The sequence below is a fragment of the Duganella caerulea genome (genome assembly GCF_040362985.1).
In the GTDB taxonomy this organism is placed as follows: Bacteria; Pseudomonadota; Gammaproteobacteria; order Burkholderiales; family Burkholderiaceae_D; genus Rugamonas; species Rugamonas vulcania.
The window spans coordinates 247,320-271,509 of the sequence record NZ_BPWJ01000002.1; the positions used below are offsets into that span (position 1 = coordinate 247,320).

The window sequence follows — 24,190 nt, forward strand, 5'->3', positions numbered from 1 at the left end:
TGCAATGAACGTCGAAGCCGTTGAAATCCTGATCGTCGGCGCCGGTCCCGCGGGTTCCGTGGCCGCCGCGCTGTTGCGCCAGCAGGGACGCCAGGTATTGGTGATCGAGCGTGAACAGTTCCCGCGCTTTTCCATCGGCGAGAGCCTGCTGCCGCAAAGTATGGCCTACCTGGAGCAGGCCGGCATGTTGCAGGCCGTGGTCGAAGCGGGCTTCCAGTTCAAGAATGGCGCGGCGTTCATGCGCGACGGCTGCTATACCGATTTCGATTTTCGCGACAAGCACTCGGCCGGATGGGGCACCACCTACCAGGTGCAGCGCGCTGTCTTCGATCATGTACTGGCCAAGGAGGCGGAGCGCTTCGGCGCCGAGGTGCGCTATCGCCATGAAGTGCTGGATATTGAACTGGGCAAGGACGGCGCGCCCGCGCTGGTCACCGTCAAGGGCGAGGATGGCGCGCAGTACCAGGTCCGCGCCGGCTTCATTCTCGACGCCAGCGGTTTTGGCCGCATCCTGCCGCGTCTCCTGAAGCTGGAGACGCCGTCCAACTTCCCGGTGCGCGGCGCGATCTTTACGCACATCGAAGACGGCATCCACGGCGGCGGTTTCGATCGCACCAAGATCCGCGTGACCGTGCATCCGAAGCACTGCAATGTGTGGTTCTGGACCATCCCGTTCGCCGGCGGCCGCTGCTCGCTGGGCGTGGTGGCGGAGACCAGCTTCCTCGACCGCTACCAGGGCAGCGACACCGAGCGCCTGCAAGCCATCGTGGCGGAGGAGCCGTCGCTGTCCGAACTGCTGGCCAATGCAAAGTGGGATACGCCGGCGCGCCAGATCGTCGGCTACTCGGCCAACGTCGACAAGCTGTGGGGCGAGGGCTACGCCTTGCTGGGTAATGCGGGCGAGTTCCTCGATCCGGTGTTCTCGTCGGGCGTGACCATCGCCTTCAAGTCGGCCAGCCTGGCCGCGGCCGCGCTGCAGCGCCAGTTCGCGGGCGAGAAGGTGGATTGGCAGGCCGACTTCGGCGCGCCGTTGCGCAAGGGTGTGGACACCTTCCGCGCTTTTGTCGAGTCGTGGTACGCCGGCGGCTTCCAGACCATCATCTTCCACGACAAACAGCAACCGGAAGTGCGGCGCATGATTTCGGCGATCCTGGCCGGCTATGCCTGGGACCTGACCAATCCCTTCGTCAAGGAGACGCCGCGCCGCCTGGCGGCATTGGAGGCTTTGTGCGCACAGGGTTGATTCGCCGCGCACCGCTGCTTGCTGCGCTGCTGCTGGCCGCCTGCGCCACCACGCCGCCACCGCAGGCCCGCCTGGGCCTGAAGCTGGCGCCGGCGGCGCTGGGCACGTCGATCAGCGTGCAGCAGCACCTGAAGGTGGAGCGCAACGGCCGCACCGATGATCTGGATGTCGCGCTGCAGGTGGAGCCGGACGCGATCGACGTCGTCGGCCTGGCGTTCAGCCAGCGCGTGCTGACGCTGCACTACGACGGCAAGGAGCTGACCTCGTGGCGGCATGTGATGCTGCCTTCGCAGGTGCGCGCCGAGGATGTGCTGGAAGACATGCAGCTGACCCTGTGGCCGGCGGAGGCGATCGCCGCCGCGCTGCCGCAGGGCTGGCGCATCACCGAGCAGGGCGCCCATCGCACGCTGTTCCTGGACGAGCAGCCGATCATGCAGATATCCTACAGCGGCACGCCGCGCTGGAGTGGCACCGTGGTGCTGGACAATCTGCGGTATCACTACAAATTGACGATACAGTTTGCCGCACCCACCGACTGAGACCGACGAATGCTGAATTTTTATCTGAACGCTTGCGGCATTGTGTGCGCGATGGGGGACAGCCCGGCGCAGGTGAAGGCACGCCTGTACGCGGGCGAGACCGGCGTGGCGGCGACCGACAGCTGTTCGCCCGGCCGCGAGCTGCCGTTGGGCCGCGTGCGCACGGAGCTGCCATCCGTGGCGCATCTGCCGCCTTCGCAGCGCAGCCGCAACAACGCGCTGGCGCTGGCGGCGCTGGCGCAGATCCGTCCCGCCGTGGATGCGGCCATCGCGCGCTACGGCGCGGACCGCGTTGGCGTGGTGATCGGCACCAGCACTTCCGGCATCGGCGAGACGGAGCTGGCCATCGCGCGCCAGGTAGCCGACGGCGCGCTGCCGCCGGACTTCTACTATGGCCATCAGGAGATGGGATCGCCCGCCGAAATGCTGGCGTGGGAATTGGGCCTGACCGGTCCGGCCTATGTGCATTCCAGCGCATGCTCGTCGAGCGCCAAGGCGATGGCCGGCGCGGCGCGCCTGATCAAGATGGGTTTATGCGATGCCGTGCTGACCGGCGGCGCCGATTCGCTGTGCGCCTTCACGGTGGCCGGCTTCGGCGCGTTGGATTCGGTCAGCGCGGCGCAGTGCAATCCAATGAGCGCCAACCGCGACGGCATCAACATCGGCGAGGGCGCGGCGCTGTTCCTGATGAGCGGCGAGCCCGCCACTGTGGCTTTACTGGGCTGGGGCGAATCGTCGGACGGCCATCATATGTCGGCGCCTGACCCTGCAGGCGTGGGCGCGCGCCTGGCGATGACGCAGGCGCTGGAGCGCGCCGGCGTCACGGCGGCGCAGATCGACTACATCAACATGCACGGCACGGCGACGCGGCAGAACGACGCGATGGAGTCCGGCGCGATCGCGGCCTTGTTCGGCCTCGAAGTGCCGGTCAGTTCCACCAAGCCGTTCACCGGTCATACGCTGGGGGCGGCGGCTGCGATCGAGGCGGCGTTGTGCTGGCTCGCCATGCAGGACGATAACCCGCAAGGCCTCTTGCCGCCGCACCTGTGGGACGGTGTGGCCGATCCTGCGCTGCCGGCGCTGAACCTGGCGGCGCCCGGCGCGGCGCTGGGCCGTCCGCTGCGCCGGGTGTTGAGCAGCTCATTCGCCTTCGGCGGCTCCAACGCGGTGCTGCTGCTGGGGAGGACCGCATGACGATGCCCGACGTGCGCGAACTGGTGCCGCATTCCGGCCAGATGGTGCTGCTCGACCGCGTGCTGAGCGCGGACGACGACAACCTGTGCGCGGAAGTGCGCATCCACGCCGGCAGCATGCTGGCTGGCGAGAAGGGCGTCGGCGCCTGGGTCGGCATCGAATACATGGCGCAGGCAATCGCCGCGCATGCCGGCTGGCTGGCCTTGCGGCGCGGCGAGGCGGTCAAGGTGGGCTTCCTGCTTGGGGCGCGCAAGTATGCGTGCGGCGTGCCGCTGTTCGCCACGGGCAGCGTGCTGCTGGTGCATGTGCATCGCGTGCTGCAAGGTGAAAACGGCTTGGGCGCGTTCGACTGCCGCATCGACGTCGCCGGTGGTGCAAGCGCGGTGGCGACGGCCACGGTGACGGTGTTCCAGCCGGATAATGTCAATCAATTTCTCAAAGATGGAAACGCAGTATGAATCAGAATAAGTCCATGAGCGTGCTGGTGACGGGATCGTCGCGCGGCATCGGCAAGGCGATCGCGCTGCGCCTCGCGCGCGACGGCTACGACGTGGTGCTGCATTGCCGCAGCCAGCGCGCCGAGGCCGACGCGGTCGCCCAACAGATCGCGGAAATGGGCCGCGCGGTACGCGTGCTGCAGTTCGATATCGGCGACCGCGCCGCCACCGCAGCCGCGCTGGAGGCGGACATCGAGCAGCATGGCTGCTACTACGGCGTGGTGTGCAACGCCGGCGTCGCGCGCGACAACGCCTTCCCGGCGATGTCCGGCGAGGACTGGGACATCGTGCTGAAGACGAACCTGGACGGTTTCTACAACGTGCTCAATCCGCTGGTGATGCCGCTGGTCCAGCGCCGCAAGCCGGGCCGCATCGTCACGCTGGCGTCGGTGTCGGGATTGATCGGCAATCGCGGGCAGGTCAACTACAGCGCGGCCAAGGCGGGCATCATCGGCGCCACCAAGGCGCTGGCGCTGGAGCTGGCCAAGCGCGCCATCACCGTCAACTGCGTGGCGCCTGGATTGATCGAGACCGACATGACCAGCGAGGTACCGATGGAGGAAGCGCTGAAGATGATACCGGCGCGCCGCGTCGGCAAGCCGGAGGAGGTGGCGGCGGCCGTCAGCTTCCTGATCGGCGAAGAGGCGGGCTACATCACCCGCCAGGTCATTTCCGTCAATGGTGGGCTGGCATGAGCCGCCGCGTCGCCGTTACCGGCATGGCCGGCATCAGCCCGATCGGCAACGACTGGGCCGCGATCCGCGAGCGCCTGGGCCAGTACCGCAACGCCGTCGTGCGCATGGAGGAGTGGGAGGACTACGAGGGCCTGAACACGCGCCTTGGCGCGCCGGCCGCGCCGTTCTCGCTGACCGAACGCTATAACCGCAAGGCGATCCGCAGCATGGGCCGGGTCGCGCTGATGGCCACGCGCGCCAGCGAACTGGCGCTGGCCGATGCCGGATTGTTGGAGCACCCGTTGCTCAAGAGCGGCGACATGGGCGTGTCCTTCGGTTCCTCGGCGGGCACGCCGAGCGCCATCGGCGATTTCGGCCGCATGATGGAGGAGCGCACCACCAAGGGCATCAACGCGACCACCTACATCAAGATGATGGCGCATACGGCGCCGGTGAATATCGGGGTCTTCTTCGGCATCACCGGCCGCGTGATCACCACGTCCAGCGCCTGCACCTCCGGCAGCCAGGGCATAGGCTACGCCTACGAGGCTATCCGCGGCGGCAAGCAGCTGGCGATGGTGGCCGGCGGCGCCGAGGAGTTGTGCGCCACCGAGGCGGCGGTGTTCGACACGCTGTTCGCCACCAGCACCCGCAACGACGCCGGCCACACCACGCCACGTCCGTTCGATGGCGGCCGCGATGGCCTGGTGATCGGCGAGGGCGCCGGCTGCCTGGTCCTGGAAGACCTGGACCACGCGCAGGCGCGCGGCGCCGTGATCCACGCGGAGCTGGTGGGCTTTGGCACCAACAGCGACGGTTGCCATGTCACCCAGCCGAATGCGGCCACCATGCAGAAGGCGATGCGGCTGGCCCTGGAGGACGCCGGCTTGCAGGCGTCGGACATCGGCTACATCAACGCGCACGGCACCGGCACCCACCAGGGCGACATCGCCGAGTCGCAGGCGACGCTGGCGGTGTTCGGCGACAAGACGCCCATCAGCTCCCTCAAGAGCTACATGGGCCACACGCTGGGCGCGTGCGGCGCGCTGGAAGCCTGGATCAGCATCGAGATGATGCGCGAGGGCTGGTTTGCGCCGACCATCAACCTGGATGCGGTCGATCCGGCGTGCGCTGCGCTGGACTACATCGCCGGCGAAGGGCGGCAACTGCAATGCGAGTACGTGATGTCGAATAACTTCGCTTTCGGCGGCATTAACACGTCGCTGATTTTCAAACGGTACGTCAAATAGGAACCCGATAATGAAGAAACTGCATTCTGTGGTGGCACTGCTGGTATTGGCCGCCGCGCCGCTGTGCGCCTCGGCCGCCGACAAGATGGTCAAGCTGCCGATCGCCGCGGCCATGGCCGCCAACAACGCGCAACAGCGCCTGGACGTTGGCGTCAAGTTCTACTTCGCCGACCAGCCTACGCCGAAGGTGCAAACCAAGATCACCAGCGACAAGACCAGCCTGCGCACCAATGGCTTCGGCAAGTCGACCGAAACGGCCTGCAACTGGGTGTTCCTGTCGGCGATGCTGTCGCTGCAGAAGCGCGCGCAGGAAGTGGGCGCCGATGCCGTGGTCAATATCGTCAGCAATTTCAACGACAAGGAAATGGCCAGCCAGACCGAGTTCGAATGCGCGGACGGCGCCATCATGGCCGGCGTCGCGCTCAAGGGCGATTTCGTCAAGTTCGCCAAATAACCGGTGCCAACGCACCTCACTGTTTTACCAACCCATCGAAAGATAGCCATGAATAAGAACTTCCGTAACGCCGTGCTGGTAGCCGCCATGGGTGGCGCGCTGTTGACGACCGGCTGCGCTACCAGGATCAAGGCCAGCAGCGCCCAGAATCCTCCACCGAAGGAAGCCTTCGCCACCTATGGCCGCATCGAAATCAAACCAGTCGTGTTCAAGGCCGGTTACGTCGGCGACGCCTCCGGCCTGGCCAAGATCGACGAGAACTTCCGCGCCGACCTGGCGGAATCGCTGGAGCGGTGGAACCAGCGTCCCGCCAACGGCCGCACGCTGGTGATCGAGCCGGTGATCGACGAGCTGTCGTTCAAGCACGGCGCCAAGCGCGTGCTGCTGGGGCCTTTGGCCGGCAGCTCGGGTGTGCTGATGCATGTGTCGATACACGACGCCAGCGGCGCCATGATCGCCAACCCGGAGTTCTTCCAGCGTGCCGGCGCGATGGGTGCCGGCTTCACCTTCGGCGTGCATGACAACATGATGCTGACGCGCGTCGGCAAGCTCGCCGCCGGTTATGTGATGGCCAACTACGACACTCCTGTCGGCGGCCCGACCGGCGCCGACGACAAGGCGGTGGCCCAGTAATGACAGTCGCCGCCTCGCTCTGGATGGCCGACATCGACGGCATGGCGGACGAGGATCTGCCGCGCCTGCGCGAGTGGTTGTCAGCGAGCGAGCTGGCGCGTTGTGGGCGGTTTGTGCGCGTCCAGCGGCAACGCCAGTTTGTCGCTGGACGGATCTTGTTGCGCATGGCGCTGGGCGCCTTGCAGGGCGTGGCGCCGCGCGATGTCGAGCTGGAGGACCGGCCCGGCGCGGCGCCTTTGCTGAAGGCGCCTGTGCCGCGTGGCCCGGCGCCTGGCTTCAGCATCGCGCACAGCGGCCGCTGGGTGGCGTGCGCGGTCAGCGCGCAGACGGCGCTGGGACTGGATATCGAAATGCGCGATCCGCAGCGCGATCTCGCGGCCTTGGCCGCGCAGGCTTTCGATGCGGACGAGATGGCGCAGTGGATGGCGTTGGACGAGGCGCGCCGTGTCGTCGGCTTTTACAGTTTGTGGAGCGGGAAGGAAGCGCGCTTCAAGCTGGGGGCGGCGGCGCGGGCGCATCGCGTCGACCTGCCGCACGAGGAATTGTCGGTGGTGTTGTGCAGCGCCTTGCCGCTGACGGAGCTGCCGCGGATAAAACTGGTGACGCTGCCGTGATCACTGCCACAGCCAGTTCCACAGGCCTGGCAGGTGCGGTTTGACGCTCACGCTATCGACGGTGCTCGCCAGCGCGGCGCGCTCCAGTTCCTCACGGTCGTCGTAAAACGGTTTGGCGGCCAGCGGCATGTCCAGTTCGTGCGCGACATCGAGCAGGATCTCCAGGTATTCCTGGATGTGGCGCGAGGTGTAGGTGTTCACGTCGTGGAAGGTGACCACCACCGGCGTGCTGCCGTCGACCACGGGCATGGTGCCGGCGGCCCAGCGTTTGCGGGTCTCGGCCAGGTGGGTGAGCATGTTGGAGCGCTTGTGCCAGCTGAAGTTCACGCCGTAGATCTTGCCGTCGTTGGCATTCAGGTCGGTCAGCAGCATGCGCATGCCGTGCTGGTGGTAGGACTCCAGCGTGCCGGCATCGTAGGCCCAGAACGGCGGGCGCACCAGCTTGGGCGCGACGCCGGTGATGGCGGTCAGGTCGTCGACGCCGCGCTGCATCGATTCGTCCAGCGTGGCGCGGCTCATGAAGCGGTGGTTGGAATGGAAGGTGGTGGCGCTGTGCAGCGCGACCACATGGCCTTCGTCGTATTCGCGGCGTATCAGGCCGCGCCCGATCTCCGTGCCGCCGCCATGCCAGGCGCGGGTCTGGGTGAAGAAGACGGCCTTGATGTGGTCTTGCAGCGGATTGCTGGCCAGCGTTTCGAGGATATGCACGGTGGGATTGCCGCTGTCGGCGGCGGCCGGGCCGTCGTCGAACGTCAGCAGGAAGCGTATCGGCGCGGGGGGCGCATCCTGGGCCATGGCGCAAGGGCTCAGCATCATCGAGCAGAGTACAAGCAGCAGGCGGTAAAGATGGTTGGACACGGGCAGTCGGCATAGCGTACGGAACGGGACGAATATTGTACGGGTTTTTTGCCGGCGGGGTCGCAGTATTGGGAATTTGTAAACTATGGAACAACAAAGGGTTTTATGAGCGCCAACCTGGATTTATTACAGCCACCAGCGGATCCGCATGTGCCGGAGACGGCGTTCGGCAAGTGGTTTCTGCGCACCGAGACGTGGACCGTGCATGTGCTGGAGCGCGCGCTGGCGGATTTGCAGCGCCTGATGCCGGCGAACCAGCCGCGCAGTTTCGAGGTGGTGGCGGACGTGGGCTGTGGCTTCGGCCGCTCGCTCGGCAAGCTGCACCGGCGCTACGCGCCACGGCGCCTGATCGGCATGGACATCGATCCCGAGATGCTGCGGGAGTCGGCCAGGGAAGTGGCGGCGTTGAAGATCGACGCGGAGTTTATCTGCTGCTCCAGCTCCAACATCAAATTGGAGGACAGCTCGGTGGACCTGCTGTTCTGCCACCAGACCTTCCACCACTTGATCGACCAGGAACGCGCGATCGCGGAGTTTTATCGCGTGCTCAAGCCGGGCGGCGTGCTGCTGTTCGCCGAGTCGACCAGGCGCTATATCCATTCGTGGATCATCCGCGCGCTGTTCCGCCATCCGATGGATGTGCAGAAGACCGCGCCGGAATACCTGGCGATGGTGCGCGACGCCGGGTTCTCGGTGCCGGACAGCGCGGTGTCCTATCCCTTCCTGTGGTGGAGCCGCGAGGACCTGGGCCTGATGGAGACGGCGCTGCGCATCAAGCCGCCCGCCGTGCGGGAGGAGACGCTGATTAACCTGGTCGCGGTCAAGCCGCGACCAAGTTAATCCCCGGCTTATTCGTCCAGGCTCCAGACATACTGCATTTTGGTCCACGATTGCTGCGGCACGCCGTCCACGGTGCCGGGCTTGAAGCGGCACAGTCCCAGCCCGACTTGCGCGGCGCGGTCCAGCTCACGGAAGCCGCTCGACTTCTCCACTTTTGAATCGGCCACCCGGCCGTCGGTGCCGATCAGCAGTGCCAGCGTGACGGTGCCGGTGTCGCCGTTGCGCAGCGCGGACTTCGGGTAGTCAGGCTTGGTGCACGCCTTGGCGTCCACCACCGCCGGCACCAGCTGCGGCGCGGCTTTCACCACGGTCTTTGCTCCCGGCTCGGCGATGCCCGCCTGCGTGGGCTGGGCCGGCTGCGCCTCGCTCGCCGGACGCGCCGCCACCGGCGGCGGAGTCGATGGCAGCACCGGGGTTTCCACTTGCGGCACGAAGATGTCCGGCGGCGCCAGCTTGGGCAGCGGCACTTCGGGCGGCAACACTTTCGGCGGCGGTTCGGGCGCGGTTGGCGTCAGGTCGATCACCGCTTCCTTCACCCTGAACACAGTCAATTTGGAGCCATGCAGGAAGGCGGCCAGCAGCGCCACATGCAGCACGGCCACGACGGTCAGGCCGGTGAGGTTCTTTTTCTGATGCATAACTGCTCCTTGGTGGTGGTGAGTATTGCTATGTGTTGGAAGTATACTATTCCATGTTCTAGCAAAATAAAAGGCGATTTATGGAAATTTTTGCGCCGGACTGCTGTGGTATGCTTCCACCATCGAGTAGTAAATATTCCTGGAGGTAGCAAGTGAAAAAGATACGGGTCATGCTGGCGGACGATCATCCGATCGTGATGACGGGTTTCGCGATGTCGCTGGAAGGGCAGGGGCTGCATGTGGTGGCGCAGGCGCGCACGCCGGAGGAGGCGCTGGAACAGTACCAGCGCCACAAGCCGGACGTGGCGGTGCTCGATATCCGCTTCGGCGATCAGTTGACCGGGCTGGACGTGGCCAGGCAAATCCTGGCCCACGCGCCGGACGCGGCCATCGTCTTCCTCAGCCAGTTCGACCAGGACAGCCTGATCAAGGAGACCTACCGCCTCGGCGGCCGCGCCTTCATGACCAAGGATTGCGATCCGGCCGACCTTGCGGCGGCGGTGCGGCGCGCGCACGACGGCGAGTTGTACTTCCTGCCGCACATCGCCGAGCGGCTGGCCAACTTGTCGGTGCGCGGCGACGCGTCGCCGCAGTCGCAGCTGGACGAGCGCGCGCTGGAGATCTTCACGTTGATGGCCGAGGGCCTGACCAACGCGGAGATCGCCGAGAAGCTCGACGTCTCCACCAAGACCATCAGCAATATCAGCCAGGCGGTGAAGGAGAAGTTGGGCGTGCACCGGCCGGCCTACATCACGCGGCTGGCCGTCAAGCACGGCCTGATCGAGCCGTAGCGGATGCGCTTCGACTTCTGGCGCCACTGGAGCGTGCGCGCGCGGCTGCTGTGCGTCACGCTCATTCCGCTGGCGTACATGTTCTGCACCTTCGTCTGGTACGCCTATCATTCGCGGCTGGCCGAGGTGCGCGAGGAGATGGCCGAACGCGGCCCGCTGGTGGCCAAGGTGCTGGCGCAGAGCAGTGAATTCAGCCTGCTGACGCACCGCTACGATGACCTCAAGCTGACCGTCAACGGCCTGCTGCAATCGGACACCAGCATCGACCGCATCGAGGTGCTGGACGCGCAGCGGCATGCGCTGGTGCAGGCCTCCGCGCCCGCGCCGGGCCGGCCGGACGCCCGCTACTACGAGGCGCCCGTCCTCAAGCGGCTGATGTTCGTGACCATGCTGGCGGCCGACGGCAAGCCGTATCAGAAGGACCAGCCGGCCGGCAGCAGCAGCGCGGTCGAGACCATGGGCTATGTGCGGGTGACGATGTCGCCGTCGGCGCTGCTGGTGAAACAGACGCGCCGCTTTTATGTCGAGCTGCTGGTGGCCAGCCTTGGCCTGCTGGTGTGCGCGCTGCTGGCGTGGCAGCTGTCGCACGGCTTGAACGCCTCGCTGCAGGCGTCGATGCAGGCGCTGCGCGCGGCCGACGCCGAGAAGCGCCGCCTGATCCGCAAGGTCAACACCGCCGTCGAGGATGAGCGCAAGAGCATCGCGCTGGAGATCCACGACGAATTGAACGCGACGCTGATCGCGGCGCGGCTGGAGGCGCAGCGCATCGTCGACGTCAGCGGCGAGGGCGAGGTGCGCGAGCGCGCGCAGTCCATCATCAAGCTGGCGCTGGGGCTCTACAACAGCGGCCGCACGCTGGTGCGGCGCCTGCGTCCCGAGGTGCTGGACATGCTGGGACTGGACGGCGCGGTGGAGGAGATGGTGCGCCACTACGACCGCGCACACGCCGGCTGCCGCTACGCCTTCCATGCCGACGGCGACTTCGCGCGGCTCGACAGCGGCATCGGCATCTCGGCCTACCGCATCGTGCAGGAGGCCTTGTCCAACATCGCCAAACACGCGCGCGCCACGCAGGTGACGGTGGCGCTGTCGCTGGACGGCGCGGGGCTGCGCATGGAGATCGCCGACAACGGCAGCGGCTACGACGCGGCGCTGGCGTCGGCTGGCATCGGCATCGTCGGCATGCGCGAACGGGTGGCCGCGTTCGAGGGCCGCATCGACATCGCCACCGCCCTCGGCGCCGGCACCCGCATCGCCATCTTCATCCCGCAGGGCTGAGACCAATCGGTGTATAGTGAAACCGTGACTACAACGCGAGATTCATCATGGAAACCGCAGTCGTTGCCGATAGCGCCAATGAGCAACTGCAGCAGTTGCTGGCGGCGTATTCGGAAGGCAAGTTGGAGCGCCGAGAACTGGAGCAATCCACCGGACTGTGTTTCGGCGAGATATTGAACCGGCTGGCCCGCAGCGGCCTGCCGCTGCCGCGGGTCGACACGCGGGCGCATTTCAACCAGGCTCAGCGCGATCTGTTCGAACGGGTGTTCGGATGAAGATCGCCCTGATCGTGACGGATGCCAGTCCGCTCATTACGCTGGCCGTGGCGGGGGCGCTCGATACGCTGACCCTGCTGGGCGTGCGCGTGGTCATCCCGGACATGGTGTGCTTCGAGGTGACCCGCCATGCCGAAAAGCCGGGCGCCCAGGAATTCCTGGACTGGCTGGACATGAACCGGGATACGGTGGAGATCGGCGACACCGAAGAGTATGCGGAGTTCGCGGCCTTGCTGGCGTTGAATCCGGCCCTGCGCACGCGCAATCGCGGCGAGATGGCGGCGGCCGAAATCCTCGCCCGCGAGCTGGCGGCCGGCATCGATGCCGGCCTGCTGCTGTTTGAGGACTCGGATGTCCGCAAGACCAACTTCCTGGTGCGCATTCCCGATAACGTTTTGATCCTGTCGACTTCGACCTTCCTGCACGGCCTAGAGCGCCGTCAGCTGATTCCCGACGCCGAGCAGATACTGGATCGCGCGACGGCGATACGCGGCCCGGCCGTGCGTGCCGCCGGTGCGCTGGCCAGCAGCGGAGCCGAAGACATCCTGAACGCATGGCTGGATTGATCTGGCGCTAGGTTGTTGCTTGTTGGCATGTTTGTGCGCGGCGGCATGAGGTTATAATCCGTTCAACCTTTCCGTAACACCCATCAGAACGGATGCCGCAGACATGAGCCAGCCCAATCAGTTTTCCCTGTTGACGCAACGCCGCTTCGCGCCGTTTTTCTGGACCCAGTTCCTCGGCGCCTTCAACGACAACCTGTTCAAGACCGCGCTGGTGGTCATGCTGACCTTCGACGCGATGAGCTGGACCACGCTGTCGCCGTCGCTGATCACCAACCTGATCCCCGGCCTGTTCATCCTGCCCTACGTGCTGTTCTCGGCCACCGCCGGCCAGCTGGCCGACAAGTTCGAGAAGTCCGGCCTGACCCGCTTCGTCAAATGGCTGGAGGTGGCCATCATGTGCATCGCCGGCCTCGGATGGATGACGCACACCCTGTGGCTGCTGGTGACCGCGGTGGTCGGCATGGGCGTGCACTCCACGCTGTTCGGCCCCGTCAAATACGCCTACCTGCCGCAGCAGCTCAAGCCCGATGAACTCATCGGCGGCAACGGCGTGACCGAGATGGGCACCTTCGTCGGCATCCTGCTGGGCGAGATCCTGGGCGCGGTGCTGGTGGTGCAAAAGCCCAACGGCATCGCCTTCGAGGCCATCGCCACCATCGCCGTGGCGCTGCTTGGCCTGGTGGCCAGCTACCGCATCCCGCTGGCGCCCGCGCCGGCGCCGGAACTCAAGGTGAGCTGGAACTTCATCGGCGAATCGTTCCGCAACCTGAGCTTCTCGCGCAAGAACCGTGTGGTGTTCCTGTCCATGCTGGGCAACTCGTGGTTCTGGTTCTACGGCGCGCTGGTGCTGGCGCAGTTCCCGGTCTACGCCAAGGACTACCTGCACGGCGACCATAGCGTGTTCGTGCTGCTGCTGACGGTGTTCTCGCTGGGCGTGGGCAGCGGCTCGCTGCTGTGCGAGCGCCTGTCCGGCCGCAAGGTGGAGATCGGCCTGGTGCCGTTCGGCTCCATCGGCCTGTCGGTGTTCGGCGCCGACCTGTATTTCGCCAGCCACGGCATCACCGCCGCCACCGGCCCGCACCTGGACGCCTTCGCCCTGATGGCGCAGCACGGGATGTGGCGCATCCTGTGCGACGTGCTGTTGATCGGCATGTTCGGCGGCTTCTTCATCGTGCCGCTGTTCGCGCTGATCCAGACCCGCTGCGATCCGGCCCACATGTCGCGCACCATCGCCGGCATGAACATCCTCAACGCGCTGTTCATGGTGGCGGCGGCCGGCCTGGCCATCGTGCTGCTGGGGCAGGGCTTCACCATTCCGCAGCTGTTCCTGGTGACGGCGCTGCTCAACGCCGTGGTGGCGCTGTACATCTTCTCGCTGGTGCCGGAGTTCCTGATGCGCTTCCTGGCCTGGATGCTGATCCACACCGTGCACCGCGTGCGCCTGATCGACGCCGACCGCATTCCCGACGAGGGCGCGGCGGTGCTGGTGTGTAACCACGTCAGCTATGTCGACGCCATCGTCATCGGCGCGGCCAGTCCGCGGCCGATCCGCTTCGTCATGGACCACCGCATCTTCAAGCTGCCGCTGCTGGGCTGGATCTTCCGCACCGCGCGCGCGATCCCGATCGCGCCGGCCAAGGAAGACCCGTGGCTGATGGAGAAGGCCTATGTCGACATCGCGCAGGCGCTGCACGAGGGCGACCTGGTGTGCATCTTCCCGGAGGGCCGCCTGACCAGCACCGGCGAGATCAATGAATTCAAGGGCGGCGTGTCGAAGATCGTCGAGCGCTCCAAGGTGCCGGTGATCCCGATGGCGCTGCGCGGGCTGTGGGGCCATCTGCTGAGCCGCAGCGGCGAGAACGTGTTCGGGCGCGCCTTCCGCAGCGGCCTGCGTTCGCGCCTGGCGCTGGCGGTCGGCGCGCCGGTGGCGCCGCAGGACGTGACGCCGGAAGGCTTGAAGGAGCGCGTGCTGGAGCTGCGCGGCGACTGGAAGTAAGTCGCGTCAGCGCGCCGCCTGCACCTGCTCGCGGTTCTGCCGCGCGCCGGCCAGGCGCAGGATCTGTTCCAGCTCCACCGGCTTGACCAGGTGATGGTCGAAGCCCGCCTCGCCGGTGCGGCGGCGGGCGTCGCTCTGGCCCCAGCCGGTCAGCGCGATCATCAAAATGCGCTCGGCGCCGGCACGCTGGCGTATCGCCCGCGCGGTCTCGTAGCCGTCCATGCCCGGCATGCCCAGGTCCATGATGATCATGTCCGGCTGCTGCTCGGCCGCCATGGCGACGGCGGCGGCGCCGTCGTACACCGGGCGCACGTCGAAGCCTTCTATCTCCAGCAGCGCCGCCAGCGAGTCGGCGGCGTCGCGGTTGTCGTCCACCACCAGCACCTGCATCTTGCGGCCGTCGGCGCTGGTGGCCGCCGCCAGCGGCACGGCGTCGCGCGCGGCGCCGCTGACCACGGGCAGGCGGATCGTGAATTCGCTGCCGTGGCCGGGACCGTCGCTGCTCGCCTCGACCGAGCCGCCATGCATCTCGGCGAACTGGCGCGCCAGGCTCAAGCCGATCCCCAGCCCGCTGGAGAACTGCCCGGCCACCGTATTGCTTTGCTCGAACATGCGGAAGATGCGCGTGATCGAGTCGGCGTCCAGGCCGATGCCGGTGTCGCGCACCGTCACCAGCAGCTCGCTGCCGCGGCGCGTCGCGCGCACCAGCACGTTGCCGCCCTGCGGCGTGAACTTGACCGCGTTCGACAGGATGTTGGCGAAGATCTGCACCACCCGCGCGTAGTCGGCGTCAAGCACGATATCCTCGGGCGGCAGCTGCCAGGCCACGTGGATGCGCTTGGCGCCGGCCGCTTGCAGGCACAGTTCGCTGACGTGGTTCATCACCGCGTTCAGGCCCACCTGCTGGCGCTGCAGCTTGATCTTGCCGCTGGTGATGCGTGCCACGTCCAGCAGGTCGTCCACCAGCCGGGTCAGCAGCCGCACCTGGCGCTCGACCATGTCGCGGATGCGCGCCACCGGCGGCGCATCCGGATACATGTGGGTCAGCAGCGAGACCGAGGTGCGGATCGGCGCCAGCGGATTGCGCAGCTCGTGCCCGAGGCTGGCCAGGAATTCATCCTTGCGGCGCGCCGCCTCGCACACCTGGTATTGCTTTTTGCGCGCGCGCAGCATCGCCTGCAGCGCGGTGATCAGCGCCAGCGAGCGCACCGGCCGCTCCATCAGGCTCAGGTTGCCCAGACCGGCGACGGCCTGGCGCACCGCCGGCGAATCGGCGCCGCGGTGGGTCAGCAGGATGATGGGCAGGTCGGACCAGTCGGGCTGGCGCGCCACGAACTCCTGCAGCAGCTTGTAGCCGCCCGGCGCCAGTGCTTCCTCCACCGTCAGCACCACGCCCGCGCCCAGCTCCAGCTGCGACGCCAGCTCGGCCAGCGAGCGGCACACGTGGCTGTGGAAGTCGGCCATCGCCAGCACCTTGGCCGCCAGCGGGGCGTCCTGGCCGGTTGGCGCGTAGATCAGGATGCGCGTCTCCATCGCGGTCAGTCGGCTTTGCGGGTTTTTGGCCCGTCATAGGTCGGCACGCCGGTCAGGATGCCGTGGAAGTCCTGCAGCACCGGGCCGACCCGGATGCCCTCGCCGCTGATCTGGAAGCTGCGGATGGTGCGCTCGTGCGCGCTGCCGCGCTTCTTGAACACGGAGATCGCCTGCCGCACCTCGCCCTGCGCCTCGAAGTAGCGCAGCATGATGACGTTGTCGGCGATGTAGCTGGCGTCGATGGTGGTGCTCATGCCGCTGCCGATCATGCCCTGCTGGACCCCGACCACGATGCTGACCACGCCGCGCTGGCCCAGGTAGGTCAGCAGCTCGTGCAGGTAGATGGACAGGAAGCGCTCGTCCGGCACGGCGTTCAGGTAGCCGTTCAGGCTGTCGATGACGACCACCCGCGCGCCGCGCTCGACCGCCTGCGTGACCGCGTACGTGAACTGGCCCGGCGCCAGCTCGGCCGGGTCGATCTGCTGGATGGTCAGCAGGCCGCGCTCCATGGCCTGGTTCAGCTTCATGCCCAGCCCGGTGGAGCGGTTGAGCATGTTGTTGCGCGCCTCCTCGAACAGGAACATGGCGCACGGCTCGCCGCGCGCGGTGGCGGCGTGCACGAACTGCGCCGCCAGCGTGGACTTGCCGGTGCCGGGCGGGCCCGAGATCAGCGTGCTCATGCCTTCCTCCAGGCCGCCGCCTATCAGCTGGTCCAGTTCCGGCAGGCCGCTGGAGAGCTGGCGCCGCTCGCTGGTGGCGCGGGTGGCGGCCGCCACCAGGCGCGGGAACACCTTCAGCCCGCCGCTGACGATCTTGTAGTCGTGGGCGCCGCCGTGGAAGGCGATGCCGCGGTACTTGACCACCCGCAGCCGGCGCCGCTCTGCGCCGTAGGCCTGGTCGACCTGCTCGAGCGTGAGCACCGCGTGCGCCACGCTGCGCACCTGCAGGTCGGTGCTGAGGGCGGTGCGGTCGTCGAGGAAGATGGTGGTGCAGTTGCGGCTGGTGAGGTACTGCTTGAGCGCGAGCACCTGGCGGCGGTAGCGCAGCGGGCTTTCCGCCAGCAGCTGCAGCTCGGACAGCGAGTCGAGCACCACGCGGCGCGGATGGTATTTGTCGATCGCCGCGACGATGCGCTGGGTGGTGGTGCCCAGCTCGATCTCGGACGGGTGGAAGATGGTGTACTGCTGGTCCGGGTCGAGCACGTCCTCGTTGGGCAGGATCTCCTCGATGTGGATGCCCTCCATGCTCCAGCCGTGCGACTCGGCCACGCTGCGCAGTTCGACGGCGGTCTCGGCCAGGGTGATGTACAGCACCGACTCGCCGTGGCGCGCGCCCTCGTTGAGGAATTGCAGCGCCAGCGTGGTCTTGCCGGTGCCCGGTTCGCCTTCGACCAGGTACAGGCGGTCGCGGGTCAGGCCGCCGGCCAGGATCTCGTCCAGGCCCGGCACGCCGGAGGATAGAAAGAGGGTGGTGACGCTGTTTTGGGCTTGCATGGTCTTGCTCCGAAATGTTGCCGCCGCGGAGCACGCCCGCAGCGTATTTTGGCCTGATACTACCTGAAACAGGCGCCGCGGGATTTTCGATATGCAAGCGTGCGTACGCTGGCGCACATAATTTCCGGAAGGCTACACGACGGTCGGGGCCGGGGCGGCGTGGCGCTGCTTGTCGGCGTACATGGCGCGGTCGGCGCGGTTGAGCAGCATCTCGATGTCCTGCGGATCGTCGGGATGGTGGATGGCGATGCCGATGCTCGCGCTCAGCGAGACGGTGGCGGTCTTGAGGTGGAACGGCTGCCGCAGCGCCGGGCGCAGCTTGTCGGCGGTCTCCTGGGCGGCGGTGTCGCTGTGCAGGTTCTCCAGGATGACGACGAACTCGTCGCCCGCCAGCCGGCCCACGGTGTCGGTTTTGCGCACGGTGTGCTGGACCCGCGCCGCGAACTGGCGCAGCAGCTCGTCGCCTTCCTCGTGGCCGTACTGGTCGTTGACCTGCTTGAAGCGGTCGAGGTCGAGAAAGAACACGGCGCAGCTGTGGCGCAGCCGGTTGGCGCGCTGGATCGCCTCGGTCAGCGCGGTCATCAGCGCGCGCCGGTTGGGCAGGCCGGTCAGCGTGTCGCGCAGCGCCATGGCCTCCATCGATTCGAACAGCGACTTGCGCTCACTGATGTCGTGCAGGAAGGCGATGAACAGGTGGCCGCTGCTGCGCGGCACGTAGGCCAGCGACACCTCCACCGGCAGTTCCTGGCCGGCGCGGTTGTGCAGCGTGAGCTCGATGCGGCGGTTGAGCACCGTGTCGCCGCCGCACTCGGCCAGCTGGCGCATGTCGCGTTCATAGGCGCGGCGCAGCAGCGGCGGCAGCACCATGGCCGCCAGCGGCTGGCCGATCACCTCGGCGCGGCTCCAGCCGATCAGCTTTTCGGCCTGGCGGTTCCAGTCCAGCACCACGCCGCCCGGATCGAGCGCGATGAAGGCGTCGTGCGCGTTGTCCAGGATGGCGCGCAGCTCGGCCGCGCGTTCCTGCAGCAGCAACTGCGTGCTCTGCTCCTGCGACAGCGCGCGCTCCAGCAGCAGCGCCTTGCGGGCGATCTCGCGGGTGCGCTCGCCCACCGTGGTTTCCAGCTGCTCGTTCATGCGGCGCAGCGTGGCCAGGTGGCCTTGCTCGTTGCGCACCAGGTCGGCCAGCGCCTGCGACAGCACCTGCGCCTCGTGGAAACTGTCGACCAGCGGGATGGGCGGCAGCGCGTCGGACGGGGTGTCGGCCGGCGCGGCCGAGCGTTCCTCGATGTTCTTGCTGAGCGCATTGAGCGGACGCGTGAGACGCCGCGCCACCGCCGACGCGGCCAGCGCCATGGCCACGCCGAGGATGGCGCCCAGCAGCAGGATCTGGCGCTCCAGCGCGCGGGCGCCGGCCAGCGCCACGTCCTCGCGCTGGCGCACCAGCACCGACCAGGTCAGCGTGGCGGGATTGCTGGCGTCGCCGGTGCGCGAGAAGCCGGTCAGGTAGCTGTGGCCATCGGACCAGGTCTCCTTCAGCGATCCCGGCGCGCCGGTTTGCGACAGCGCCAGGCTGGTGGCGGCGATGGTGGTCTCCTCGGTGCCCTTGGGGCCGAGCATCACGGTGCCGTCGCCGCGCACCACGTAGATGTCGGCCGAATACTGCTGGTCGGCCGGGGTGAGGATGGTGAGCGCCAGGCGCCGCGCCCAGTTCCAGCTCATATGCACGCACAGCACGCCGCGGTAGCCGCCGTCGCTGCGCCGCACCGGGCCGGCCGCGTCGACGAAGCGCCACGGGTCGGCGTTGTACGGCAGCTTCTTGCCGAGCAGGGTGGCGGGGTGGAAGTCGCCGGCGTACAGTTTTTCGCGCCCGCCCTTGAACCAGGCGCGCGTGCTGACATCCTGGCCTTCGAGCTGGCCCTGGGTGGCGGCGTAGACGCTGCCGTCGGGATTGGCCAGGCCGATCCACGCGTAGTCGGGGAAGGTTTTTTGCAGGCTTTCGAGCACCTGGCGGATCTCGGCGGGGGACTGGGCGTCGCGGATCTGCGGCAGCTCGGTGAGCAGCTGGACGTCGCCGGTGGCCTTCTGCACCACGCGGTTGAGCGCATCGCGCATCTGCCACGACAGCTGCTGCAGGCGCAGGCCCGCTTCGCGCTCGGCGTAGTCGATGGCGAAGTGATCGACCAGCACCAGCAGCGACAGCACCGACATCAGCACCGTCGCGGCCACCCCCGCTGTCACCAGCGTGGTGAGGCGCGGCCGGGCCGTGCGTGGGGTGGGCTGCGAGGTCATGGTTCGGGCCAAAAAATGATGTCCGAAAGAAATTAAATTCATTGTAGCACCGGGCGTGGCACATGCCTCCGCCAGAGGGAGAAATTCCCCTTCCAGCGCCACGATTTGTCGTGTCATGGACAAATAACGTGCTTGACTTAATTAGAATGATCGTTCATTCTACGCACCTATGCACAATTTTTATACAGAAAGTCCCACCATGGAAGCTCTTTTCTGCAGGACCGCAGCCCTGATCACCGCAGCCGCGCTCGCCGCCGGCTGCTCCCCATCCACGACCGAGGCACCGGGCGCTCACAGCGCACCGGTGGCGGAAGTGGGCGTTTTTAAGGTGGCGCCGGAAGCGCTGCACATCACGACCGAACTGCCGGGCCGCACCGCCGCCTTCCAGGTGGCCGAAGTGCGCCCGCAGGTCAGCGGCCTGATACAAAAACGCCTGTTCGTCGAGGGCGCTGACGTCAAGGCCGGCGTGGCGCTGTACCAGATCGACGCGGCCAGCTACCAGGCGGCCTACAACTCGGCCAAGGCGGCGCTGGCCAAGGCCAGGGCCAACCTGATGACCAGCGGCCCGAAAGTGGCGCGCTACAAGGACCTGGTGGCGATCGAGGGCGTGAGCCGGCAGGATTACGACGACGCCGTCGCCGCCAACGAGCAGGCCAAGGCCGACGTGGAGTCGGCCGCCGCCGCGCTGGAGCAGGCGGCCATCAACCTCAAATACACGCACGTGGACGCGCCGATCAGCGGCCGTATCAGCCGCTCGGCCGTGACGCCGGGCGCGCTGGTGACGGCCAACCAGTCCACCGCGCTGACCACCGTGCAGCAGCTGGATCCGATCTATGTCGACGTCACGCAATCGAGCGAAGACCTGCTGCGCCTGAAGCGCGAGCTGGAAAGCGGCGGCCTGAAACAGTCCGGCGGCCAGGCCAAGGTCACGCTGCTGCTGTCGGACGGCAGCAAGTACGCCGAAAGCGGCAAGCTGCAGTTCTCCGACGTGACGGTCGATACCGGCACCGGCAACGTCACCCTGCGCGCGCTGTTCCCCAACCCTAAGCACGATCTGCTGCCCGGGATGTTCGTGCGCGCGGTGGTGGAATCGGGCGTCAACGAGCAGGCCATCGCCGTGCCGCAGCAGGGCGTGACCCGCAACGCAAAAGGCGAGGCGACCGCGCTGGTGCTGAACAAGGAAGGCAAGGTCGAACAGCGCACGCTGGTCACCGGCGGCACCATGGGCGACCGCTGGCTGGTCAAGTCCGGCCTGAACGCGGGCGACCTGCTGATCGTCGAGGGCGTGCAGAAGGTGAAGCCTGGCGCGCCGGCCAACGCCGCCAAGCCCGCAGCCGCCGTGGCCGCGGGCGGCGCCATGCCGTCCAGCGCCAAGAGCGCCCAGTAAAGGAGCATCGCCATGTCACGTTTCTTTATTGACCGCCCGATCTTCGCGTGGGTTGTCGCCATCGTCATCATGCTCTCGGGCGTGATCGCGATCCTCGGCCTGCCGATCGCGCAGTATCCAAGCATCGCCCCGCCGTCGATTTCGATCAGCGGCTCGTATCCGGGCGCCTCCGCCAAGACGGTGGAAGACGCCGTCACCCAGGTCATCGAACAGAAGATGAAGGGCATCGACGGCTTGCGCTACATGTCCTCGTCGAGCGACGGCACCGGCGGCATCAGCATCACGCTGACCTTCAAGAGCGGCACCAATCCGGACATCGCCCAGGTGCAGGTGCAGAACAAGCTGCAGCTGGCGACGCCGCTGCTGCCTGCCATCGTCACGCAGCAAGGCCTGGTGGTGGCCAAGGCCACCAAGAACTTCATGATGGTGCTGGGCTTCGTCTCCGAGGACGGTAGCATGAAGCAGGCCGACCTGGGCGACTACGTGGCCGCCAACGTCATCGATCCGCTCAGCCGCATCGAAGGCGTGGGCGACGTGACGCTGTTCGGCGCGCAGTACGCGATGCGCATCTGGCTCGATCCGGCCAAGCTGCAAAGCTATCAACTGACCCCGGCCGACGTGACGGCGGCCATCACCGCGCAGAACACCGAGGTTTCGGCCGGTGAGCTGGGCGGCGCGCCTGCTATCGCGGGCCAGCAGCTCAACGCCACCGTGTCGGCGCAGAGCCGCCTGCAGACCGCCGAGCAGTTCGGCGCGATCCTGCTGAAGACCGCCAGCAGCGGCGCCACCGTGCACTTGCGCGACGTGGCCCGCATGGAGCTGGGCAGCGAGAACTACAACGTACTGGCGCGCTACAACGGCAAGCCGGCCACCGGTGTCGCCATCAAGCTGGCCACCGGCGCCAACGCGCTCGATACCGCCAACGCCGTCAAGGCGCGCATCGCGGTCATGGAGAAGCAGTTCCCGGCCGGGATGAAGGCGGTGATCGCCTTCGACACCACGCCGTTCGTCAAGCTGTCGATCGAGGAAGTGGTCAAGACGCTGGTGGAGGCGGTGATCCTGGTGTTCCTGGTGATGTACCTGTTCCTGCAAAACTTCCGCGCCACGCTGATCCCGACGATGGCGGTGCCGGTGGTGCTGCTGGGGACTTTCGCGATCCTGTCGGCGCTGGGCTACTCGATCAACACGCTGACCATGTTCGCGGTGGTGCTGGCGATCGGTCTGCTGGTCGATGACGCCATCGTGGTGGTGGAGAACGTCGAGCGCGTGATGACGGAGGAGGGCTTGTCGCCGATCGAGGCGACGCGCAAATCGATGGGCCAGATCAGCGGCGCGCTGGTCGGCATCGCCATGGTGCTGTCGGCGGTGTTTGTGCCGATGGCCTTCTTCAGCGGCTCGACCGGCGTGATCTACCGCCAGTTCTCGGTGACGATCGTGTCGGCGATGGTGCTGTCGGTGCTGGTGGCGATGATCTTCACGCCGGCGCTGTGCGCGACCCTGCTCAAGCCCGTGGCCAAGGGGCATACGGCGATCAACACCGGCTTCTTCGGCTGGTTCAACCGCAGCTTCGACCGCGGCAGCTTCAAGTACCAGGGCTGGGTGGGCGCGCTGCTGAACCGCAGCGGACGCTCGCTGGTGATGTACGCGCTGCTTCTGGCGGTGCTGGCCTTCGTGTTCGTGCGCCTGCCGACTTCCTTCCTGCCGGAGGAAGACCAGGGCGTGCTGTTCTCGCAGATCCAGCTGCCGACCGGCGCGACTCAACAGCGCACGCTGAAGGTGATCGAAAAAGTCGAGCAGCATTTCCTGAACGAGGAGAAGGATTCGGTGGCGTCGGTGTTCGCGGTGGCTGGCTTCAGCTTCAGCGGCAACGGCCAGAACACAGGTATCGCCTTCGTGCGCATGAAGGACTGGTCCGAGCGCAAGGGCGCCGGCCAGCGCGTGAACGCGATTGTCGGCCGTGCCATGGGCAGCTTCTCGCAGATCAAGGATGCGATGGTGTTCGCCTTCGCGCCGCCTGCGGTGCTGGAACTGGGTAACGCCAGCGGCTTCGATTTGCAGCTGCAGGACCAGGGTGGCGTGGGCCACGAGGCGCTGATGGCGGCGCGTAACCAGATGCTGGGCATGGCATCCAAGAATCCGGTGCTGATGGCGGTGCGTCCGAACGGACAGGAAGATACGCCGCAGTACAAGATCACCGTCGACCAGCAAAAGGCCACCGCGCTGGGCTTGTCCATCGCCGATGTGAACAAGGTGCTGAGCACCGCCTGGGGCAGCGCCTACGTCAACGACTTCGTCGACCGTGGCCGCGTGAAGAAGGTGTACATGCAGGGCCAGCCCGATTCGCGCATGTCGCCGGAAGATTTGGGCAAATGGTTTGTCCGTAATGCCGACGGCGAGATGGTGCCTTTCTCGGCCTTCTCGACAGGCAAGTGGATCTATGCGTCGCCGCGACTGGAGCGCTACAACGGCCTGCCTTCGACCGAGATCCTCGGCATGCCGGCGCCGGGCCAGAGCTCGGGCGCCGCGATGGCGGAGATCGAAAAGATGGCGGCCAAGCTGCCGCCGGGGATAGGCTTCGAGTGGACCGGCCTGTCGACCGAGGAGCGCGACTCCGGGTCGCAAACCACGCAGCTGTATGCGATCTCGATCCTGATCGTGTTCCTGTGCCTGGCCGCGCTGTATGAGAGCTGGTCGATTCCATTCTCCGTGCTGCTGATCGTGCCGCTGGGTGTGATCGGCACGGTGCTGGCGACGTTCGTGTTCAAGCTGTCGAACGACGTGTACTTCCAGGTCGGCTTGCTGACCGTGGTGGGCCTGGCGGCGAAGAACGCGATCCTGATCGTGGAGTTCGCGAAGGAGCTGCAGGAGCAGGGCGTGGAACTGAAGCAGGCGACCCTGCAGGCAGTGCGCCTGCGACTGCGTCCCATCCTGATGACGTCCATCGCGTTCGGCCTCGGCGTGCTGCCGCTGGCGATCAGCAGCGGTGCCGGTTCCGGCAGCCAGAACGCGATCGGCGTGGGCGTGTTGGGCGGGATGCTGTCCGCCACCTTCCTGGGCATCTTCTTTGTGCCGGTGTTCTTTGTACTGGTGCGCGGTTTCTTCAGCAAGAAGGCCGCCGCTCCTGTTGCCGCTGTGGAGGCGCATTAAT

At 66.8% G+C, this 24,190-nt stretch carries 22 protein-coding genes; 17 read left to right on the plus strand and 5 right to left on the minus strand.

Features of this window, described 5'->3' with window-relative positions; genetic code table 11:
• Nucleotides 1-4 precede the first annotated feature (4 nt).
• From ACUJB0_RS05940 to ACUJB0_RS05980, 9 genes are read left to right on the plus strand one after another with little or no spacing between them, the layout of a single operon-like run.
• A complete protein-coding gene (locus tag ACUJB0_RS05940) occupies nucleotides 5-1,243 on the plus strand; it encodes an NAD(P)/FAD-dependent oxidoreductase (protein WP_444844955.1) in 1,239 nt (412 codons plus the stop codon).
• Nucleotides 1,228-1,782 (plus strand): DUF3261 domain-containing protein, encoded by a 555-nt coding sequence (locus ACUJB0_RS05945; protein ID WP_444844419.1) that lies wholly within the window; start codon nucleotides 1,228-1,230, stop codon nucleotides 1,780-1,782. The genes ACUJB0_RS05940 and ACUJB0_RS05945 overlap by 16 nt, the downstream gene beginning before the upstream one ends.
• A gap of 9 nt (nucleotides 1,783-1,791) precedes the next feature.
• Nucleotides 1,792-2,976: a beta-ketoacyl-ACP synthase gene (locus tag ACUJB0_RS05950; RefSeq protein WP_444844420.1), complete on the plus strand. Its 1,185-nt coding sequence runs from the start codon at nucleotides 1,792-1,794 to the stop codon at nucleotides 2,974-2,976.
• On the plus strand, nucleotides 2,973-3,434 hold the full coding sequence (locus ACUJB0_RS05955) for a hotdog family protein (RefSeq protein ID WP_444844421.1): 462 nt from the start codon (nucleotides 2,973-2,975) through the stop codon (nucleotides 3,432-3,434). The genes ACUJB0_RS05950 and ACUJB0_RS05955 overlap by 4 nt, the downstream gene beginning before the upstream one ends.
• Nucleotides 3,431-4,168 (plus strand): 3-oxoacyl-ACP reductase FabG, encoded by a 738-nt coding sequence (fabG, locus tag ACUJB0_RS05960; RefSeq protein ID WP_444844422.1) that lies wholly within the window; start codon nucleotides 3,431-3,433, stop codon nucleotides 4,166-4,168. Before ACUJB0_RS05955 ends, fabG begins: the two co-directional genes overlap by 4 nt.
• Nucleotides 4,165-5,397 carry a beta-ketoacyl-ACP synthase gene (locus ACUJB0_RS05965; RefSeq protein WP_444844423.1) on the plus strand — a complete coding sequence of 411 codons (1,233 nt, stop codon included), beginning with the start codon at nucleotides 4,165-4,167 and terminating at the stop codon, nucleotides 5,395-5,397. The genes fabG and ACUJB0_RS05965 overlap by 4 nt, the downstream gene beginning before the upstream one ends.
• 10 nt (nucleotides 5,398-5,407) lie before the next feature.
• Nucleotides 5,408-5,851, plus strand: coding sequence for an excinuclease ATPase subunit (locus ACUJB0_RS05970; protein WP_444844424.1), 444 nt, complete (start codon nucleotides 5,408-5,410; stop codon nucleotides 5,849-5,851).
• Between the two features lie 48 nt (nucleotides 5,852-5,899).
• Nucleotides 5,900-6,484, plus strand: a complete 585-nt coding sequence (locus ACUJB0_RS05975; protein WP_444844425.1) for a hypothetical protein — start codon at nucleotides 5,900-5,902, stop codon at nucleotides 6,482-6,484.
• Entirely contained in the window at nucleotides 6,484-7,098 is a 615-nt protein-coding gene (locus tag ACUJB0_RS05980) for a 4'-phosphopantetheinyl transferase family protein (RefSeq protein ID WP_444844426.1), read from the plus strand. Before ACUJB0_RS05975 ends, ACUJB0_RS05980 begins: the two co-directional genes overlap by 1 nt.
• Here the strand turns inward: ACUJB0_RS05980 and ACUJB0_RS05985 are convergent, their stop codons facing one another.
• Entirely contained in the window at nucleotides 7,099-7,956 is an 858-nt protein-coding gene (locus ACUJB0_RS05985; RefSeq protein WP_444844427.1) for a polysaccharide deacetylase family protein, read from the minus strand.
• 105 nt (nucleotides 7,957-8,061) lie between these two features.
• On the opposite strand from ACUJB0_RS05985, the gene ACUJB0_RS05990 reads away from it, so the two are divergent.
• Nucleotides 8,062-8,796, plus strand: coding sequence for a class I SAM-dependent methyltransferase (locus ACUJB0_RS05990; RefSeq protein ID WP_444844428.1), 735 nt, complete (start codon nucleotides 8,062-8,064; stop codon nucleotides 8,794-8,796).
• Between the two features lie 8 nt (nucleotides 8,797-8,804).
• On the opposite strand, the gene ACUJB0_RS05995 is transcribed toward ACUJB0_RS05990, so the two are convergent.
• Nucleotides 8,805-9,434 (minus strand): energy transducer TonB, encoded by a 630-nt coding sequence (locus ACUJB0_RS05995; protein ID WP_444844429.1) that lies wholly within the window; start codon nucleotides 9,432-9,434, stop codon nucleotides 8,805-8,807.
• A gap of 152 nt (nucleotides 9,435-9,586) precedes the next feature.
• Between ACUJB0_RS05995 and ACUJB0_RS06000 the strand changes: the two genes are divergently transcribed.
• From ACUJB0_RS06000 to ACUJB0_RS06020, 5 genes are all read left to right on the plus strand, one after another.
• Nucleotides 9,587-10,225: a response regulator gene (locus ACUJB0_RS06000; protein WP_444844430.1), complete on the plus strand. Its 639-nt coding sequence runs from the start codon at nucleotides 9,587-9,589 to the stop codon at nucleotides 10,223-10,225.
• Nucleotides 10,226-10,228: 3 nt separating this feature from the next.
• Entirely contained in the window at nucleotides 10,229-11,503 is a 1,275-nt protein-coding gene (locus ACUJB0_RS06005; protein ID WP_444844431.1) for a sensor histidine kinase, read from the plus strand.
• A gap of 47 nt (nucleotides 11,504-11,550) precedes the next feature.
• Nucleotides 11,551-11,778: a hypothetical protein gene (locus ACUJB0_RS06010; protein ID WP_444844432.1), complete on the plus strand. Its 228-nt coding sequence runs from the start codon at nucleotides 11,551-11,553 to the stop codon at nucleotides 11,776-11,778.
• Nucleotides 11,775-12,344 (plus strand): PIN domain-containing protein, encoded by a 570-nt coding sequence (locus ACUJB0_RS06015; RefSeq protein ID WP_444844433.1) that lies wholly within the window; start codon nucleotides 11,775-11,777, stop codon nucleotides 12,342-12,344. The genes ACUJB0_RS06010 and ACUJB0_RS06015 overlap by 4 nt, the downstream gene beginning before the upstream one ends.
• Before the next feature lie 103 nt (nucleotides 12,345-12,447).
• Nucleotides 12,448-14,340, plus strand: coding sequence for an MFS transporter (locus tag ACUJB0_RS06020; protein WP_444844434.1), 1,893 nt, complete (start codon nucleotides 12,448-12,450; stop codon nucleotides 14,338-14,340).
• A 6-nt stretch (nucleotides 14,341-14,346) separates the two neighbouring features.
• Here ACUJB0_RS06020 and ACUJB0_RS06025 read toward each other — a convergent pair whose 3' ends face one another.
• From ACUJB0_RS06025 to ACUJB0_RS06035, 3 genes are all read right to left on the minus strand, one after another.
• Nucleotides 14,347-15,873: a hybrid sensor histidine kinase/response regulator gene (locus tag ACUJB0_RS06025; protein ID WP_444844435.1), complete on the minus strand. Its 1,527-nt coding sequence runs from the start codon at nucleotides 15,871-15,873 to the stop codon at nucleotides 14,347-14,349.
• A 5-nt stretch (nucleotides 15,874-15,878) separates the two neighbouring features.
• Nucleotides 15,879-17,366 carry an ATPase domain-containing protein gene (locus tag ACUJB0_RS06030; protein ID WP_444844436.1) on the minus strand — a complete coding sequence of 496 codons (1,488 nt, stop codon included), beginning with the start codon at nucleotides 17,364-17,366 and terminating at the stop codon, nucleotides 15,879-15,881.
• A gap of 132 nt (nucleotides 17,367-17,498) precedes the next feature.
• Nucleotides 17,499-19,655, minus strand: coding sequence for a diguanylate cyclase domain-containing protein (locus tag ACUJB0_RS06035; RefSeq protein ID WP_444844437.1), 2,157 nt, complete (start codon nucleotides 19,653-19,655; stop codon nucleotides 17,499-17,501).
• A gap of 199 nt (nucleotides 19,656-19,854) precedes the next feature.
• Between ACUJB0_RS06035 and ACUJB0_RS06040 the strand changes: the two genes are divergently transcribed.
• Nucleotides 19,855-21,042: an efflux RND transporter periplasmic adaptor subunit gene (locus tag ACUJB0_RS06040; protein ID WP_444844438.1), complete on the plus strand. Its 1,188-nt coding sequence runs from the start codon at nucleotides 19,855-19,857 to the stop codon at nucleotides 21,040-21,042.
• A gap of 12 nt (nucleotides 21,043-21,054) precedes the next feature.
• Nucleotides 21,055-24,189 (plus strand): efflux RND transporter permease subunit, encoded by a 3,135-nt coding sequence (locus ACUJB0_RS06045; protein ID WP_444844439.1) that lies wholly within the window; start codon nucleotides 21,055-21,057, stop codon nucleotides 24,187-24,189.
• Nucleotide 24,190 lies beyond the last annotated feature (1 nt).

Coding starts and splice junctions, on each gene's coding strand:
- ACUJB0_RS06025 (WP_444844435.1), bottom strand. CDS start 15,873: ATGGAGACGCGCATCCTGATCTACGCGCCAACCGGCCAGGACGCCCCG.
- ACUJB0_RS05995 (WP_444844429.1), bottom strand. CDS start 9,434: ATGCATCAGAAAAAGAACCTCACCGGCCTGACCGTCGTGGCCGTGCTG.
- ACUJB0_RS05970 (WP_444844424.1), top strand. CDS start 5,408: ATGAAGAAACTGCATTCTGTGGTGGCACTGCTGGTATTGGCCGCCGCG.
- ACUJB0_RS06020 (WP_444844434.1), top strand. CDS start 12,448: ATGAGCCAGCCCAATCAGTTTTCCCTGTTGACGCAACGCCGCTTCGCG.
- ACUJB0_RS06035 (WP_444844437.1), bottom strand. CDS start 19,655: ATGACCTCGCAGCCCACCCCACGCACGGCCCGGCCGCGCCTCACCACG.
- ACUJB0_RS05955 (WP_444844421.1), top strand. CDS start 2,973: ATGACGATGCCCGACGTGCGCGAACTGGTGCCGCATTCCGGCCAGATG.
- ACUJB0_RS05990 (WP_444844428.1), top strand. CDS start 8,062: ATGAGCGCCAACCTGGATTTATTACAGCCACCAGCGGATCCGCATGTG.
- ACUJB0_RS06010 (WP_444844432.1), top strand. CDS start 11,551: ATGGAAACCGCAGTCGTTGCCGATAGCGCCAATGAGCAACTGCAGCAG.
- ACUJB0_RS06040 (WP_444844438.1), top strand. CDS start 19,855: ATGGAAGCTCTTTTCTGCAGGACCGCAGCCCTGATCACCGCAGCCGCG.
- ACUJB0_RS05980 (WP_444844426.1), top strand. CDS start 6,484: ATGACAGTCGCCGCCTCGCTCTGGATGGCCGACATCGACGGCATGGCG.
- ACUJB0_RS05975 (WP_444844425.1), top strand. CDS start 5,900: ATGAATAAGAACTTCCGTAACGCCGTGCTGGTAGCCGCCATGGGTGGC.
- ACUJB0_RS06030 (WP_444844436.1), bottom strand. CDS start 17,366: ATGCAAGCCCAAAACAGCGTCACCACCCTCTTTCTATCCTCCGGCGTG.
- ACUJB0_RS05940 (WP_444844955.1), top strand. CDS start 5: ATGAACGTCGAAGCCGTTGAAATCCTGATCGTCGGCGCCGGTCCCGCG.
- ACUJB0_RS05950 (WP_444844420.1), top strand. CDS start 1,792: ATGCTGAATTTTTATCTGAACGCTTGCGGCATTGTGTGCGCGATGGGG.
- ACUJB0_RS06045 (WP_444844439.1), top strand. CDS start 21,055: ATGTCACGTTTCTTTATTGACCGCCCGATCTTCGCGTGGGTTGTCGCC.
- ACUJB0_RS06015 (WP_444844433.1), top strand. CDS start 11,775: ATGAAGATCGCCCTGATCGTGACGGATGCCAGTCCGCTCATTACGCTG.
- fabG (WP_444844422.1), top strand. CDS start 3,431: ATGAATCAGAATAAGTCCATGAGCGTGCTGGTGACGGGATCGTCGCGC.
- ACUJB0_RS06005 (WP_444844431.1), top strand. CDS start 10,229: ATGCGCTTCGACTTCTGGCGCCACTGGAGCGTGCGCGCGCGGCTGCTG.
- ACUJB0_RS05965 (WP_444844423.1), top strand. CDS start 4,165: ATGAGCCGCCGCGTCGCCGTTACCGGCATGGCCGGCATCAGCCCGATC.